Here is a 13,215-nt window from a genome sequence, read left to right as displayed (position 1 = left end):
ACTCAGGGGGAAAAGCATGACATCGCTGAACATCAACGGCCGCGCGGTGGCGGTGCACGCGGAGCCGGACATGCCGTTGCTGTGGGTGCTGCGTTGCGAACTCGGGTTGACGGGCACGAAGTTCGGTTGCGGCGTGGGCATTTGCGGCGCGTGCACGGTTCACCTGGACGGCAAGGCGTCGCTCTCGTGTCAGACGCTCATGGCGGGTTTGCAGACGCAGAAGATCACCACGATTGAAGGCGTGCAGGGCAAGGAAGCGCAAGCGCTAAAGGCGGCGTGGATCGATCTCGACGTGGTGCAGTGCGGCTATTGCCAGAGCGCGCAATTGATGGCGGCCTGCGCGTTGCTCAAGCAGAAACCCAATCCCACCGATGCGGACATCGACGCGGCCATGTCCAACATCGTATGCCGTTGCGGCACGTATCCGCGGGTGCGGGCGGCGATTCACCAGGCGGCGAAGCGCCGGCCCGCCTGAGGCCACGCGGGCTCAGTTCGTCAGCATTTCCACCACGGCGACCACCACCGTGAAAATGCCGATGCATCCGCCCAATGTAGCCGCGCCCTGCATGAAGTTGGACATACGTGACCCCGTAACGTGTAGTTGAGGCACGTATTTAACCGTAAGTGAAAGGCAAAAGAAAGCTTGTCAAAAATAAACCGTAAGCCGCATGCGCGCTCTGGTCGCCGCGGTGGGAACGGCTTTGGCGAACGCCGAGGGGCTTGGGCGCGGAGCGCAGCGTGATCGCGTGGGTCGCTCAGGCCGCGAGCCCGAGCCGCACGGTCCGCGCCAGGTCGTCGAGTTGGAAGGGCTTGCGCAGGATCGTGCAGCGCTTCACGGCCAGGCCGGAGATATCCACGTCCGCATAGCCGGTTGCGAGGATCACCGGCAGATCCTCGTGCATCTTGCGCGCAGCGGCGATCACGTCGATGCCGTTCATGCCCGGCATCGCGAAGTCGACCATCAGCAAGTCGGGCTTGTCGTCCTGCAAGCGGTTCAGGCCGGCGGGTCCGTCCGCGGCTTCGGTCACGGTATAGCCGAGCATTCGCAGCGACTCGACCAGCATCGCGCGGACCTCGCCGTCGTCCTCGACCACCAGCACGCGTTTTTCGCCGACAGCGTTCGCTTCCGCATCGGCTGTCGCTTCGGCTCGCGAGTCCACGCGTTCGCGCAGCGGCAGCCACACTTCCACGGTCGTGCCGACGCCTTCCTCGCTGAAGAGACGCGCGGTGCCGCCGGCCTGTCTCGCGATGCCGTAAACCTGGCTCAAGCCGAGTCCGGTGCCCTTGCCGATCGGCTTGGTGGTGAAGAACGGATCGAACACGCGCGAGACGACGTCGGCGGGAATGCCCAAACCGGTATCGACCACTTCGACCACCACGTAACGGCCTTCCCCGAGTGTCGGATCGGGCGCCGCGCGTTCCTTCACGCGAATGCTGAGCTGGCCGCCGCCCGGCATCGCATCGCGCGCGTTGATCGCGAGATTGAGGATCGCCAGTTCGAGCTGATTCGCGTCGGCCTGGGTCCACATCTCGTCGCCGTGGAACTCGGTGGCGTAGTGGATGCCGGAACCGAGCGAGACGGTAATGATGTCGCGCATGCCTTGCAGCAAGGCCACCACGTCCACCGCTTTCAGATCGAGGTTGCTGTTGCGCGAGAAGGCGAGCAACTGGCCCGTCAGCTTCGCGCCGCGTTCGGTCGCGCGCCTGACGGTGGCGGCCATCGCGCGAATGCGCTCGTCGTTGGCGACCCGCCCGATCAACTCCGCGTTGACCATGATGACGTTCAGCAGATTATTGAAGTCGTGCGCGATGCCGCCGGTGAGTTGCCCGAGCGCTTCCATCTTCTGCGATTGGACCAGCACCGCCTGCACCTTGGCGCGCTCGTGTATCTCCGTCATCAGCCGGTTGTTGGCGGAGGCGAGCTCGTGGGTGCGCTCGGCGATGCGGCTTTCCAGCGAATCGTTCAGATGCACCAGCGCCTCTTGCGCTTCCATGCGTTCGGCCAGATGCCGGCGCGACTCGTATTGCCGTGCGCGCGCCCGCAGCGAGGACGCGACCGCGCGCCGCAGCGTTTCCGAATTCAGCGGACGTTCGAGCACCACCACGTTGCCGAGCCGCTCGAGCACTTCGAGTCCGCGAGCGGAGCGATGCCCGACGCGATTCGCGGCGAGCAGGATGAAGGGCAAGTCGGACCATGCCGGCTGCCGTGCGAGCCAACCGAACAGATGCGAGGCGTGGCCGTCCGCGAGTGCTTCCTCGGCAATCAACGCGCTGCCCGCGCCGGCGTCCAGCGCTTCGGTCAGCGCGTCGGCATCGCGGCAGACGACGCAGGCGCGCTCGTCTTTATGCAGGACTTCGGCGATCACCTCGGCGTCGCGGCCGAACGGCGCCAGGATGAGAACGCGCTGCTCCATGACCTCACTGCCCGGACGTGTCGATGAGGTGATCCCGCGCGCCGAGCAGGGCCGTGGTGCCACGGTACGCCGGCAGGCCGGAGAGCACGCCCTCGAAGTCGCGCAGCGCTTCGCCGACTTCCACGCCGCCGTGCGCGAGCCGGAACTGGCGGATCGAGCGCTCGTGTTCATTGGCGCGGCTCTTGACGGCGGTGACCGCCGTCAACACTTCGCCGTGATGCTCGAAGTAGCGGAACAGCACGACCACGTCGCTGAGATAGCTGATGTCGATATCGCTCTGAATTTCGCCGATGATGCCGTGCTGACCCAGCACCAGCATCGTGATGATGCCCTGCTGGTTCAGGTAGCCGAGCAGCTCATGCATTTGCAGCAGCAGGTAGCGCTCGCCGGGCATCGCCTGGAGATAGGCGTTCAGGCTGTCGATCGCGACATACCGGGCGCCCTTGTTTTCGACCGACTGGCGCACGTCGGTCGCGAATTCGCCGGGCGAGATTTCCGCCGGATCGATCTGGCGCAGCGTGAGCAGGCCGCTTTCGACGTGCGGCGCCAGATCCATGCCGAGCGCCGCGCAGCGGATCATCAGCGTGGTGAGCGTTTCGTCGAATACGTAGTAGACGCAGCGCTGGCCGCGTTCGAGCGCCCTCAGCAGGCACGACACGACGGTGGTGGTCTTGCCCACGCCGGACGGTCCGATCATCAGCGCATTGGTGCCGGGGATCAGGCCGCCGCCCAGCAGCGCGTCGAGGCCCGGCGTGCCCGTGCTGAGCGGGTTCGGGTCGAATTCCGCGTGATGTTCCGCAGCGACGAGGCGCGGATACACACGAATGCCGCCGGTGTCGAGCGTGAAGTCGTGATACCCCTCGCGGAACTTGATGCCGCGCATCTTGGCGATGCGCAGCCGCCGCCGGTTGCCGCCGTAGTCGTGCACGATGTTGTCGAGGCTGATCACGCCGTGCGCGATGCTGTGCAACTGCACGTCGCCGGTGTCGGAGGTGTTGTCGTCGAGCAGCAGCACCGTGCATTCGCGGGTCGCGAAAAAGCGCTTGAGCGCGAGAATCTGCCGCCGGTAGCGCAGCGGGTTCTGCGACAGCAGACGCAGTTCCGAGAGACTGTCGAGCACGATGCGGGTGGGCTTGACATCATTGACCTGTTGAATGACGTTGCGCACGGTCTCGCCGAGTTCGACTTCGGCCGGGTGCAGCACGGACTGCTCGTATTGCGGGTCGAGGCCCTCGTCGGAGAGCAATTCGAGAATCGAGAAGCGGCTGAGATCCCAGCCGTGGCTGTCCGCCACCGAGATCAGTTCGGAACGGGTCTCGGAGAGCGTGATGTAGAGGCCGGCTTGCCCTTCGTCGACACCCTTGAGTAAAAACTGCAAGGCTAGGGTAGTTTTACCTGTGCCGGGCGCGCCCTCGATGAGATACATGCGGCGGGGCGTGAAGCCGCCACCCAGGATGTTGTCGACCCCTTCGATCCCTGATGAAAGGCGGGCCGGCGTGTCGGTGACAGGTTTCGTTGACATGGCTTGGCGATTCACGTCGATTGAGTGGCGGCATTTGGTGGGCCGGTACGGCGGGCGCGCAAGATGCGTGCCCAACCCTCGCGTGCCTCGGTCCGAGCGCCACGGGTACGGACAGTGCTGTCAGCCTCTCGACCGCTTTCAGGGAGCGCGCCGACATGAACCCCGCCCGTTTCCTCGCCGCCACGTTTGCCGCTGCGTCGCTAGGCGCCGTGCTGCCCGGCAGCGCGAGTGCCGACGATGCGCCCAGTCCGTGCGCATCGCTCAAACGCATCGTGGCGGCTGCGCCAGGCGGCCTGGCCTCGTTGACGCCCGACGACGGCAAGGGCGTCGCGCAACCTTACGGCGACGATGCGCAATGCTCCGCGAGCGGCGGCAGCTACCAATGCACGTGGACGCCGCATCATGACGCCGGGTCGAGCGCGGACGCGCTGCAGGCCGTCGCGGCGGATATCGCGTCGTGTCTGCCCGAAGCGACCCACGATCAGAATTCGCCGGGACGTCAGCACTTTTATTTGGGCGCGCCGGGTAAGCGGACCGAAATCACGCTGGCGCCGGCGGGTTCAGCGAGGCTGCGCCTGGTGGTGTCGGGTCAATGAGCGGCAAGCGGGCCGATATGCGTGGATTTCAAATCCGACGGCGGGCGTCGCGCTGGTGTTGTCAGTGCGACGCGGGCCACCATGTCCAGCCGCGCGATGAACGCCGTAATTCGACCGCCGACAGCGGGGCGATTTCGATGCGTGGAAATACGGCGGGCGATGCTCCGAGTGCGTGAACGAGCGCCGCGCGAATCACCGGAGCGTGCGTAATGGCGACCACGTTGCGCGGGTTTTGACGCGGGGCGCTTGTTGTACCGGTCGTTCCTTCGCTGATCGCGCCGTCCAGCGCATCGAGCCATTCTCCCAGGCGCTTCACGAGTTGACTGAACGACTCGCCGCCGTGCGCCGCGAAGTCGGGATCGCGCAGCCAGGCAGCGAGGTGCTGCGGCGCTTCATTCGCGAGATCGGCGAGGCGGCGTCCCTGCCAACCGCCGTAGTCGATCTCCGCCAATGCTGTGTGGACCGTTGCGGCGAGGCCCAACGCCAGCGCCGTATCGCGCGCGCGAACTGCGGGGCTGACGAAGACTGCGGCGGCGTCGGCAATCGCCAGGCGCTGGCGTGCGGCCTGGGCTTCGGCGAGGCCGCGAGCGTCGAGCGGATCGTCGGCGGGAAAGCGGCCCGCGCGCATGGCGGGGGTCGATGCGTGGCTGACCAGTAACAGCCTTGTGTCCATTCGATGACTTCCATAGAGGTACGCCAAGGCGGAACGCCCGCATGGACGCGTTGCGCTACCGAGTGCCGGAGTTTAGCGCGTAGAATAGCGGCACTGCGAAGTGCGGAAGCCGGTGAGAGCCCGGCGCGGTCGCGCCACTGTAATCGGCATCACGAGCCGAAAGCCAGACCTGAGCTTCGCAGCCTTCCTTTGCAATCGACTATCGGGGCGCGCTACCCCCAGGAGATGTCCATCATGACCGAAGCTGTTTTCGATCCCGCGAACCCGCCCGCCGCTCAACCCACGCCGATTCCGCTGCGCGAGTTGTTGCCTTGGGTCGTGTTCGGCGGCCTGCTGCTGTTGCTCGCGCTTTACTTCGTTGGGGCGGAACAGGGCGCCACGTCGCTGGTGCCCGGCATGTACGTGCATGAGTTCGTGCACGACGGTCGCCATCTGCTCGGCTTTCCCTGCCACTAACGGAGTTCGACATGGTTGGTAAGTTGTTATTGCGCGGGATGCTCGCAGGCATCGCCGCGGGACTGCTCACGTTCGGCTTCGCCCGGCTCGCGGGCGAGCCGCAGGTCGATCAGGCGATTTCCTTCGAGGAAAAGGCCGCGGCCGCGGCCGAGGGCGGCGAGGCGCATGAACACGAAGACCTCGTTAGCCGCGATACGCAGGCGGGCCTGGGGCTGTTGACCGGCGTGGTCACGTATGGCGCGGCGTTCGGCGGATTGTTCGCGCTCGTATTCGCCTACGCCTATGGACGGGTGGGCGCATTGAGCGCGCGTGCGTTGTCGGCATGGCTTGCGCTCGGCGCGTTCATCGCGCTGGTGATCGTCCCGAACATCAAGTACCCCGCGAATCCGCCGGCGGTGGGCGACCCCGACACGATCGGAACGCGCACCGGCTTGTTCTTCCTGATGATCGCGATCTCGCTGACCGCGATGGTGTTTTCGCTGAAGGTGCGGCGTCGCGCGGTAATGAAACTGGGCGCGTGGAATGGCTCGATCGTGGGCGGCGTGGTGTTCGTCGCGATCATCGCTGCCGTGCAATTGTCGATGCCGACGATCAACGAAGTGCCGGCGGCTTTCCCGGCCGTGCTGCTGTGGAAGTTCCGCGTCGCGGCGATCGGCATGCAGGTGATCATGTGGACGACGATCGGACTGCTGTTCGGCGCGCTGGTGGAGCACAGCGGATTGACGCGGGTAGGCGCGGGGCGGGCGGCGGTGAAGTCCGTTTGATGGTTTTCTGTTGGTGAAAAGTGTGGGCTCCGTCGCCCCGGTTGACGTATGCCTGTAGCCCGCCTCGTGCGGGCTTTTTATTGCCTGTGTGGGCCAACTGGTTACCACCGTCCTCGCAGCTTCGCTGAACTAGTCGCCAGGGCTTCGAGGGCTGTTCGACGCCACAGCGTACGCCCTACGCGCCCCAACCCGTAACACCCAATCGAACACCCCGCGCCTTTCCCCGACCGGCTGGGTCAGCCGCTCAAACAATTGCGCAACGGCGCCATCGAGTTGCGCAAGCACTGGCGCCTGAGCCGCCGCCTCCAAATCGAAAACCGGCAATACCGACACGCGCTCATCCAACCCGCCGTCCACAGAACCAGTAGCCGCACCGCTATAACGCGCGATCAACGAATCAAGCCGCGCCACGATCGATTCCACATGCGCCGCGCGCACATTCGCGGCATTGAGCGCCACTTCACCCGACACCCCGCGCCGAGCAGAATCACTCAACACCCGCGCCCAATGCAAACAGCACAGCAGCGATCCGGTGGCCAACTCGACACCAGAATTCCACGCCACCACGCGCTGCATTTGCAGCGGCTTCAGCGCGATTCGCAACTCATGCCAACCGCGATCGAGCTTGCGCATGGCGACAGCCGCATCCGCCGCCAGCGCAGCGGACCCGCCCAGCCGCACGACCTCGCGCAACGCACCCAGCACAGCCGCAAGCCTCATCTCCACATGACGGCTCGCCGCGAGCGGCATCATCAGGACCGCCACCGCGAACGACACGAGACAACCCACCAGCACTTCCTCGATCCGCAATTCGACCAACGGCCCCATCGCGAAGCCCAACTCGCCATACACCAGTCCGACGAGCACGGTAATGAAGAACACGCCCGGCACATACGCGCTCAGGATGTAATAAGCCCAGCCGAACACGCAGAGCACCATGGCGGCCACGAGCAGCATCGGCGAATCGTGCAGCGGCGCGACGAGCAACACGCTGGCGAGCGCGCCGGCCAGCGTTCCCGCCAGTCGCTGCGCACCGCGATAAATCGTGTCCGCGCGTGAGCGTGTGCCGAGAAATACCACGAACGTCGTGATGACCGCCCAGAACCAGCGCTCGGGAGACAGCGAGTGGCCGATCAGCATCGCGAGAAACGCGGCTGTCGTGGCGCGGGTGGCGGGCAACCAGCAGAGCCTGGCGCGCAGGTCCGCGAATCGTTGCACGGCTGAGACCGGAGCGTCGCCGGACGCAGACTCGAAGCGCCGCCGCGCTCGACGATGCGCGATCTCGTCGAGCCGCTCAATCGCGTGACGCAGCACGTCCGCATTCGCTTGCCCGCGGCCATACGCAGACACCGACACCAACGCATGCTGTCCCGCCGCGACTTCCACTTCGACGATGCGCTCGCGAATCGTGTCGGCATCGGGTGGGTTCAGCAACGCCAGTTGTTCTTCGAGCGCGAGCGCGGCTTCGTTCAACACCGAGAGTCGTGCCGCATCCGGCGCATGCAGCACGCGCGATGCGCGCAGCGTCACCGTATGAATCGCAAGCCGGAAACTGGCGGCGGGTCGCGTCGGCACGATCGCGCGGCCGACCAGCGCGACCATCAACGGGCCGAAAGCGGAGAGCAACAGCGATTGCACGAGGTGCAGCCGCGAAGGGTGCAGATACAACCCAAGATAAAAGCACACCACGCCGAGCAGCGCGCAACCGAGCGCACGCGGACCACAGGCCTGGCAGAGCATGCCGGCGAACATCACGACGAGAAAGCCGGCATCTCCGGCGAGCGGATAAGGACTCAGCTCGCTCGCCGCGGCGAAGCACACGCAGGCGCACAAATACAGATAGAAGAGCGAGCCGAACCATGCGGACCGCCTTGCATCGCGCACGAACAGCGGCGCGACCATCGCGAACAGGACGCCGGGCGCGGCAAGGGTGATCGGTTGATGATGGAAGACCGTCCACGCGATGCTGGCCATGCCGGCGAGCAGGCAGGCGAGCGCGACACGCAGCGCGGTATGGAGACGCACGAGTCCCGGGTCCGCGACGAGCAGGCGGTCGGCGACGCGCGAAAACGCGGCAGCAATCATGATCGATGATATCCAGGCTAAATGGTCGCGACCGGCTTGTGGCCGATTGCGACAGACCGGACGCGCGGCTGAAGGTGGCGCTGCGCGTCCGGTGGATTCGGGTTTTCCCGGATGATATCTAGCCAAAATTGCAGGAGTCGGGTTTTCGCGGCGGCGCAGCGGCGCATTCGGCGCTGCGCGCGCCCGCATCACGTCGCGTCGTGAAAAATCACGCCGAGCGTGTGCCGCTGTCCTGACCGCAAACGGCTCACGCCATGCCGCAAGTTCACGCGGTACGCTCCACGCGTGCCTTGCACTGGCCGATGATGCACCGCGAACACAACGGCGTCGCCCTTGCCGAGCGGCACGACTTCCGTGCGCGACTGCATCCGCGGACGCTGTTCGGTCATCACGAACTCGCCGCCGGTGAAATCCTCCCCCGGCTCGGACAACAGAATCGCAACCTGAAGCGGAAACACGTGTTCGCCATAGAGGTCTTGATGCAGGCAGTTGTAGTCATCCGTGGCGTATTGCAGCATCAATGGAGTGGGGCGCGTCTGCCCGGCGGCGTGGCATCGCTCGATGAATTCCGCATGCACGGCCGGATAACGGACGTCGATTCCCATCGCCTCGTTCCAGCGATTCGCCACCGGCGCGAGACGCGGGTACAGCCCGCTGCGCAACGCCGCGACGAGCGGCGGGAGCGGGTAAGCAAAGTACTTGTATTCACCGCGGCCGAAACCATGCCGCGCCATCACCACGCGGCTGCGAAACAACGCATCGCGCGGATACAGCGCAGTCAGTGCATCGCATGCCTGCGCGGTGAGCAGATTGCGCAGCATCGCGCAGCCGTACGCGTTCAGTTCTTCTTCGGCGTCGAACCAGTCGATCTGATCGATGCGTTGCGCAAGCGAGCCAATAGAGGGATTTGCATCGGGCGCGGCGGCGCGTTCAGGTTTTGGCCGCATTGCCAACGCCGATTCCGCCGACTGCGCATCCGGCTGTGCATCCGGGTGTCGATCCTTCGCAATCGTGTTCATGAGCCGTCTCCGTCAAGCGATCATCGAGTCATCATCAAGTGTAAGCAGGCGCCCCACGCCGCGCACTCCGACTCTTGCTGTCCAATTCCTCGCTCGTCTGCGTTCGGGCAAGCGCGCAGCCGCGTGCCGGATCATTGCGGCTGTCGGCAACTCGTATTTCCAATAAGAAACGAATAGGGGCAATGCGTGCCTGCCGTCGCAAGAGCATGCGCGGGCATCGGCGGCATTCGTGCGCCACGATGGATTCGGTCCAATCTTCAAGCCCAGCAAGCGCACACGACGGTTCCCGCGCGTCACCTCCGGGCAAACGCCCTTGCCGCCATGAAAGCCCGCGTGTATAGTTTCCTAACTTACTCTTGTTTCGCATCGGAAATTAAAGGGATTCACATGAACGCTTCCACCATCCTCGCCGACCTCGGCATCGCCCACGCGGCGCAGGCCGGCGACATCGCGGTTCATTCGCCCATCACCGGCGAACTCATTGGCCGCGTGGCCAGCAACACGGTGGCGGAAGTCGATTCGGCCCTCGCCCAGGCGAAACAGGCGTACACCGCCTGGCGCGACGTCCCGGCGCCGCGCCGTGGCGAACTGGTGCGTTTGCTCGGCAACCGTCTGCGCGAAAAGAAGCAGGCGCTCGGCAGCATCATCACGCTCGAAACCGGCAAGATCCTCCAGGAAGGCATGGGCGAGGTGCAGGAAATGATCGACATCTGCGACTTCGCGGTCGGTCTGTCGCGTCAACTGTATGGCCTCACGATCGCGTCCGAGCGACCGGGCCATCGCATGGCCGAGACCTGGCACCCGATGGGCACCTGCGTCGTGATCTCGGCGTTCAATTTTCCGGCGGCCGTGTGGTCGTGGAATGCGGCGCTCGCGCTGGTGTGCGGCAACGCGGTGATCTGGAAGCCGTCGGAGAAAACGCCGTTGACCGCGCTCGCCGTCAATCAGATTCTCAACGAGGCGTTGCAGGAATTCGGCGACGCGCCGGCCGGCCTGACCGCGTTGATCAACGGCGGCCGCGAGGTGGGCGCGAAGCTGGTGGCCGATCCGCGCGCGTCGATCGTCAGCGCGACGGGCAGCACGGAAATGGGCCGCACGGTGGGCGTGGAAGTGGCGAAGCGCTTCGGCCGCTCGGTGCTCGAACTCGGCGGCAACAACGCGGGCATCGTCACGCAAACGGCGGATCACGAACTCGCGATGCGCGGCATTCTGTTTTCGGCGGTGGGCACGGCGGGGCAACGCTGCACGTCGCTGCGGCGTCTGTTCGTGCATGAGAGCGTGTACGACAAGACCATCGAGCGTCTGAAGCAGTTGTACAGCAAGGTGCCGATCGGCAATCCGCTCGAAAAGGGCACGCTGATGGGTCCGCTGATCGACAAGCAAGCGTATGCCCGCATGCAGGAAGCGTTGCAGCAGGCCACTGCGGAAGGCGGCAGGGTGTTCGGCGGTGAGCGCGTCGAGGTGAAGGGTCATGAAGGCGGTTACTACGTGCGGCCGGCCATCGTCGAAATGCCGTCGCAAACGCCGGTGGTTCTGAAGGAAACGTTCGCGCCGATTCTCTACGTGCTGCGCTATGCGGATTTCGCCGAGGCGGTCGAGGCGAACAATGCGGCGGTTCACGGTTTGTCGTCGTGCGTATTCACAACCGATCTGCGCGAAGCGGAGCGCTTCCTGTCCGACGCGGGCAGCGATTGCGGCATCGCGAACGTGAACATCGGGCCGAGCGGCGCGGAAATCGGCGGCGCGTTCGGCGGCGAGAAGGAAACCGGCGGCGGCCGCGAGTCGGGATCGGACGCGTGGAAGGCGTACATGCGCCGCGCCACCAACACGGTCAACTACTCGTCGGCATTGCCGCTCGCGCAGGGCATCGACTTCAATATCGGCTAAGCCCGGCAGACGGGTAGCGCATTCAGTAAAAAGCACCAAGCAGCGGCGCATTCACGCGCCGCTGTCCGCATTTTTTCAGCAATCCGTTTGCGCCGCCCGCCGTTTCAAGAGCGGCCACGCTACTCGTGGGGTAAGACGTGAGTTCCAAGGTCGTGATCGTCGGCGGTGGGGTGATCGGCAGTTCGATTGCGTATTTTCTGCGGCTCGCCGATCCGACAGTCGGCGTCACCGTGATCGAACGCGATCCGACTTATGCGCGCTCGTCGTCGGCGCTCTCGGCGGCGTCGATCCGTCAGCAATTCTCCACACCGCTTTCCATTCAGATGTCGCTGTTCGGTATCGAGTTTCTGCGCTCGATCGGCGAGCGGCTGTGCGTCGACGGCGTGAAACCGTCGATCGATCTGCACGAAGGCGGTTATCTCTTTCTCGCGACGCCTGTCGGCGAGACGACGCTGCGTGAGAATCACGCGCTGCAAACAAGTCTTGGCGCCGATATCAGCCTGCTCGACAGAAGCGCGTTGCAAGCGCGCTTTCCCTGGCTCAATACGGAAGACCTCGTCGCCGGTACATTCGGCGAAAGCGGGGAAGGCTGGTTCGACGGCTATGGGCTCGTGCAGGCGCTGCGCAAGAAAGCGCGGGCGCTGGGCGCGCATTATGTCGCCGCCGACGTTACCGCGCTGCGTCGCGACGGCAGGCGTGTCACGCAAGTGCAAACCGCGAACGGCGAGACCCATGCGTGCGACGTGGTCGTGAACGCGGCGGGCGCCTGGTCGCGCAAGGTCGCGCAAATGATCGGCATCGACCTTCCGGTCCACGCGCGGCGTCGTAGTATTTTCAATGTCACGTCGCCCGCGCGGCTCGAACGCTGCCCGTTGCTGATCGATCCAAGCGGCGTGTATTTCCGGCCCGAGGGCCAATCGTTCATTTGCGGCACATCGCCTTCCGCGGACAACGACCCCGACGATCTGCCGCTCGACGAAGTCGATCACACACTGTTCGACGACGTGATCTGGCCGACGCTCGCGCACCGCGTGCCGCAATTCGAAGCGCTGCGCGTGCAGAACTGCTGGTCCGGCTATTACGAATACAACGTGCTGGATCAGAACGCGATCATTGGTTATCACCCCGACGTCGACAACTGCGTCTTTGCCAATGGCTTTAGCGGGCATGGTTTGCAACAAGGGCCGGCAACGGGCCGCGGCGTTAGCGAACTGATTCTGAACGGGCGTTATACGACGCTCGATCTCGGCTCGTTGAGCTTCGCTCGCGTGCTCGAGAACCGGCCGATCGTGGAGAAGAACGTGGTCTAGCGTGCGCGGCGGTGATGCGGATTAATGCAACACGTAGTGCATGGATATCGGCTGCGATTGAGCGGCGGCCAACATGCTCCCGATCATTTGCGCGTTTGCGCGTTTGTATTGAACACAACGTGATGTTTGCGGCTAGCTTCCTGGAGAGCGGCCAGCGCGGTATTTGCCTCAAACCCTAAGAGCGTGCCTGAAAGAACCCGGCCAGCCAATGCGGCTCGGCCGGGTTCTTTTTTATGTCGATAGAAGAAACGTGATGATTTGGCATAAAGCCTCGATCTGGTAATGCCGCGGATAAACTCCGCGCTATTCAAATTGCCGTTTGACTCAAGCCCGCCTCTCCAAAATGAAACCTGGTTTCTAATATTTTTAATCAGAGGCATGCCGGATCGTTAAATGCGGAGAGTCACTGGTATCAGGCCAGGCATATCGGTTATCATCGCTGCCATTCGAAGAATGACCCGAGGGATTATTCGCCGAATGTCAACTTAA

At 64.4% G+C, this 13,215-nt stretch carries 12 protein-coding genes and 1 riboswitch; of the genes, 6 read left to right on the top strand and 6 right to left on the bottom strand.

Features of this window, described 5'->3' with window-relative positions; genetic code table 11:
* Positions 1-16: 16 nt before the first annotated feature.
* Positions 17-475 (top strand): (2Fe-2S)-binding protein, encoded by a 459-nt coding sequence (locus tag ACTJLC_RS13580; RefSeq protein ID WP_073432033.1) that lies wholly within the window; start codon positions 17-19, stop codon positions 473-475.
* 280 nt (positions 476-755) lie between these two features.
* On the opposite strand, the gene ACTJLC_RS13575 is transcribed toward ACTJLC_RS13580, so the two are convergent.
* Together ACTJLC_RS13575 and ACTJLC_RS13570 are read right to left on the bottom strand one after the other, a co-directional pair.
* Positions 756-2,414 (bottom strand): ATP-binding protein, encoded by a 1,659-nt coding sequence (locus ACTJLC_RS13575; RefSeq protein WP_310127250.1) that lies wholly within the window; start codon positions 2,412-2,414, stop codon positions 756-758.
* 4 nt (positions 2,415-2,418) lie between these two features.
* Complete coding sequence (locus ACTJLC_RS13570; protein ID WP_154874585.1) at positions 2,419-3,936, bottom strand: ATPase domain-containing protein; 1,518 nt, start codon at positions 3,934-3,936, stop codon at positions 2,419-2,421.
* Between the two features lie 155 nt (positions 3,937-4,091).
* Here ACTJLC_RS13570 and ACTJLC_RS13565 point away from each other — a divergent pair, with 155 nt between their 5' ends.
* A complete protein-coding gene (locus ACTJLC_RS13565; protein ID WP_310127254.1) occupies positions 4,092-4,532 on the top strand; it encodes a hypothetical protein in 441 nt (146 codons plus the stop codon).
* A gap of 61 nt (positions 4,533-4,593) precedes the next feature.
* On the opposite strand, the gene ACTJLC_RS13560 is transcribed toward ACTJLC_RS13565, so the two are convergent.
* Complete coding sequence (locus ACTJLC_RS13560) at positions 4,594-5,205, bottom strand: histidine phosphatase family protein (RefSeq protein ID WP_310127256.1); 612 nt, start codon at positions 5,203-5,205, stop codon at positions 4,594-4,596.
* Between the two features lie 76 nt (positions 5,206-5,281).
* Positions 5,282-5,420: riboswitch (adenosylcobalamin (AdoCbl) riboswitch) on the top strand.
* Between the two features lie 19 nt (positions 5,421-5,439).
* Between ACTJLC_RS13560 and ACTJLC_RS13555 the strand changes: the two genes are divergently transcribed.
* Positions 5,440-5,661 carry a CbtB domain-containing protein gene (locus tag ACTJLC_RS13555; protein WP_073432049.1) on the top strand — a complete coding sequence of 74 codons (222 nt, stop codon included), beginning with the start codon at positions 5,440-5,442 and terminating at the stop codon, positions 5,659-5,661.
* 11 nt (positions 5,662-5,672) lie between these two features.
* Complete coding sequence (locus ACTJLC_RS13550; protein WP_083081662.1) at positions 5,673-6,425, top strand: CbtA family protein; 753 nt, start codon at positions 5,673-5,675, stop codon at positions 6,423-6,425.
* A gap of 129 nt (positions 6,426-6,554) precedes the next feature.
* On the opposite strand, the gene ACTJLC_RS13545 is transcribed toward ACTJLC_RS13550, so the two are convergent.
* Both ACTJLC_RS13545 and ACTJLC_RS13540 read right to left on the bottom strand, forming a co-directional pair.
* The gene (locus tag ACTJLC_RS13545; protein WP_310131023.1) at positions 6,555-8,510 is read right to left on the bottom strand and encodes an FUSC family protein; all 1,956 of its coding nucleotides are present in this window, start codon (positions 8,508-8,510) and stop codon (positions 6,555-6,557) included.
* A gap of 188 nt (positions 8,511-8,698) precedes the next feature.
* Complete coding sequence (locus ACTJLC_RS13540) at positions 8,699-9,529, bottom strand: 2OG-Fe(II) oxygenase (protein WP_374709835.1); 831 nt, start codon at positions 9,527-9,529, stop codon at positions 8,699-8,701.
* 387 nt (positions 9,530-9,916) lie between these two features.
* Here ACTJLC_RS13540 and amaB point away from each other — a divergent pair, with 387 nt between their 5' ends.
* On the top strand, positions 9,917-11,416 hold the full coding sequence (gene amaB, locus ACTJLC_RS13535; RefSeq protein WP_310131025.1) for an L-piperidine-6-carboxylate dehydrogenase: 1,500 nt from the start codon (positions 9,917-9,919) through the stop codon (positions 11,414-11,416).
* A 137-nt stretch (positions 11,417-11,553) separates the two neighbouring features.
* Positions 11,554-12,726, top strand: a complete 1,173-nt coding sequence (locus tag ACTJLC_RS13530; protein ID WP_310131027.1) for an NAD(P)/FAD-dependent oxidoreductase — start codon at positions 11,554-11,556, stop codon at positions 12,724-12,726.
* 83 nt (positions 12,727-12,809) lie between these two features.
* Here the strand turns inward: ACTJLC_RS13530 and ACTJLC_RS13525 are convergent, their stop codons facing one another.
* Positions 12,810-13,106: a hypothetical protein gene (locus ACTJLC_RS13525; RefSeq protein WP_310131029.1), complete on the bottom strand. Its 297-nt coding sequence runs from the start codon at positions 13,104-13,106 to the stop codon at positions 12,810-12,812.
* Positions 13,107-13,215: the final 109 nt, after the last annotated feature.

Source organism: Paraburkholderia sp. 22099 (genome assembly GCF_052045835.1).
GTDB classification, from domain to species: domain Bacteria; phylum Pseudomonadota; class Gammaproteobacteria; order Burkholderiales; family Burkholderiaceae; genus Paraburkholderia; species Paraburkholderia terricola.
Note: the sequence above shows the minus strand (reverse complement) of the source record. Positions and strands in the feature narration are given on the sequence as shown.

What these genes read in the sequence shown, in the direction of transcription:
- ACTJLC_RS13555 (WP_073432049.1), top strand. Translation starts at nt 5,440, where the DNA reads ATGACCGAAGCTGTTTTCGATCCCGCGAACCCGCCCGCCGCTCAACCC.
- ACTJLC_RS13570 (WP_154874585.1), bottom strand. Translation starts at nt 3,936, where the DNA reads ATGTCAACGAAACCTGTCACCGACACGCCGGCCCGCCTTTCATCAGGG.
- ACTJLC_RS13540 (WP_374709835.1), bottom strand. Translation starts at nt 9,529, where the DNA reads ATGAACACGATTGCGAAGGATCGACACCCGGATGCACAGCCGGATGCG.
- ACTJLC_RS13565 (WP_310127254.1), top strand. Translation starts at nt 4,092, where the DNA reads ATGAACCCCGCCCGTTTCCTCGCCGCCACGTTTGCCGCTGCGTCGCTA.
- ACTJLC_RS13575 (WP_310127250.1), bottom strand. Translation starts at nt 2,414, where the DNA reads ATGGAGCAGCGCGTTCTCATCCTGGCGCCGTTCGGCCGCGACGCCGAG.
- ACTJLC_RS13580 (WP_073432033.1), top strand. Translation starts at nt 17, where the DNA reads ATGACATCGCTGAACATCAACGGCCGCGCGGTGGCGGTGCACGCGGAG.
- ACTJLC_RS13560 (WP_310127256.1), bottom strand. Translation starts at nt 5,205, where the DNA reads ATGGACACAAGGCTGTTACTGGTCAGCCACGCATCGACCCCCGCCATG.
- ACTJLC_RS13525 (WP_310131029.1), bottom strand. Translation starts at nt 13,106, where the DNA reads ATGCCTCTGATTAAAAATATTAGAAACCAGGTTTCATTTTGGAGAGGC.
- ACTJLC_RS13550 (WP_083081662.1), top strand. Translation starts at nt 5,673, where the DNA reads ATGGTTGGTAAGTTGTTATTGCGCGGGATGCTCGCAGGCATCGCCGCG.
- amaB (WP_310131025.1), top strand. Translation starts at nt 9,917, where the DNA reads ATGAACGCTTCCACCATCCTCGCCGACCTCGGCATCGCCCACGCGGCG.
- ACTJLC_RS13545 (WP_310131023.1), bottom strand. Translation starts at nt 8,510, where the DNA reads ATGATTGCTGCCGCGTTTTCGCGCGTCGCCGACCGCCTGCTCGTCGCG.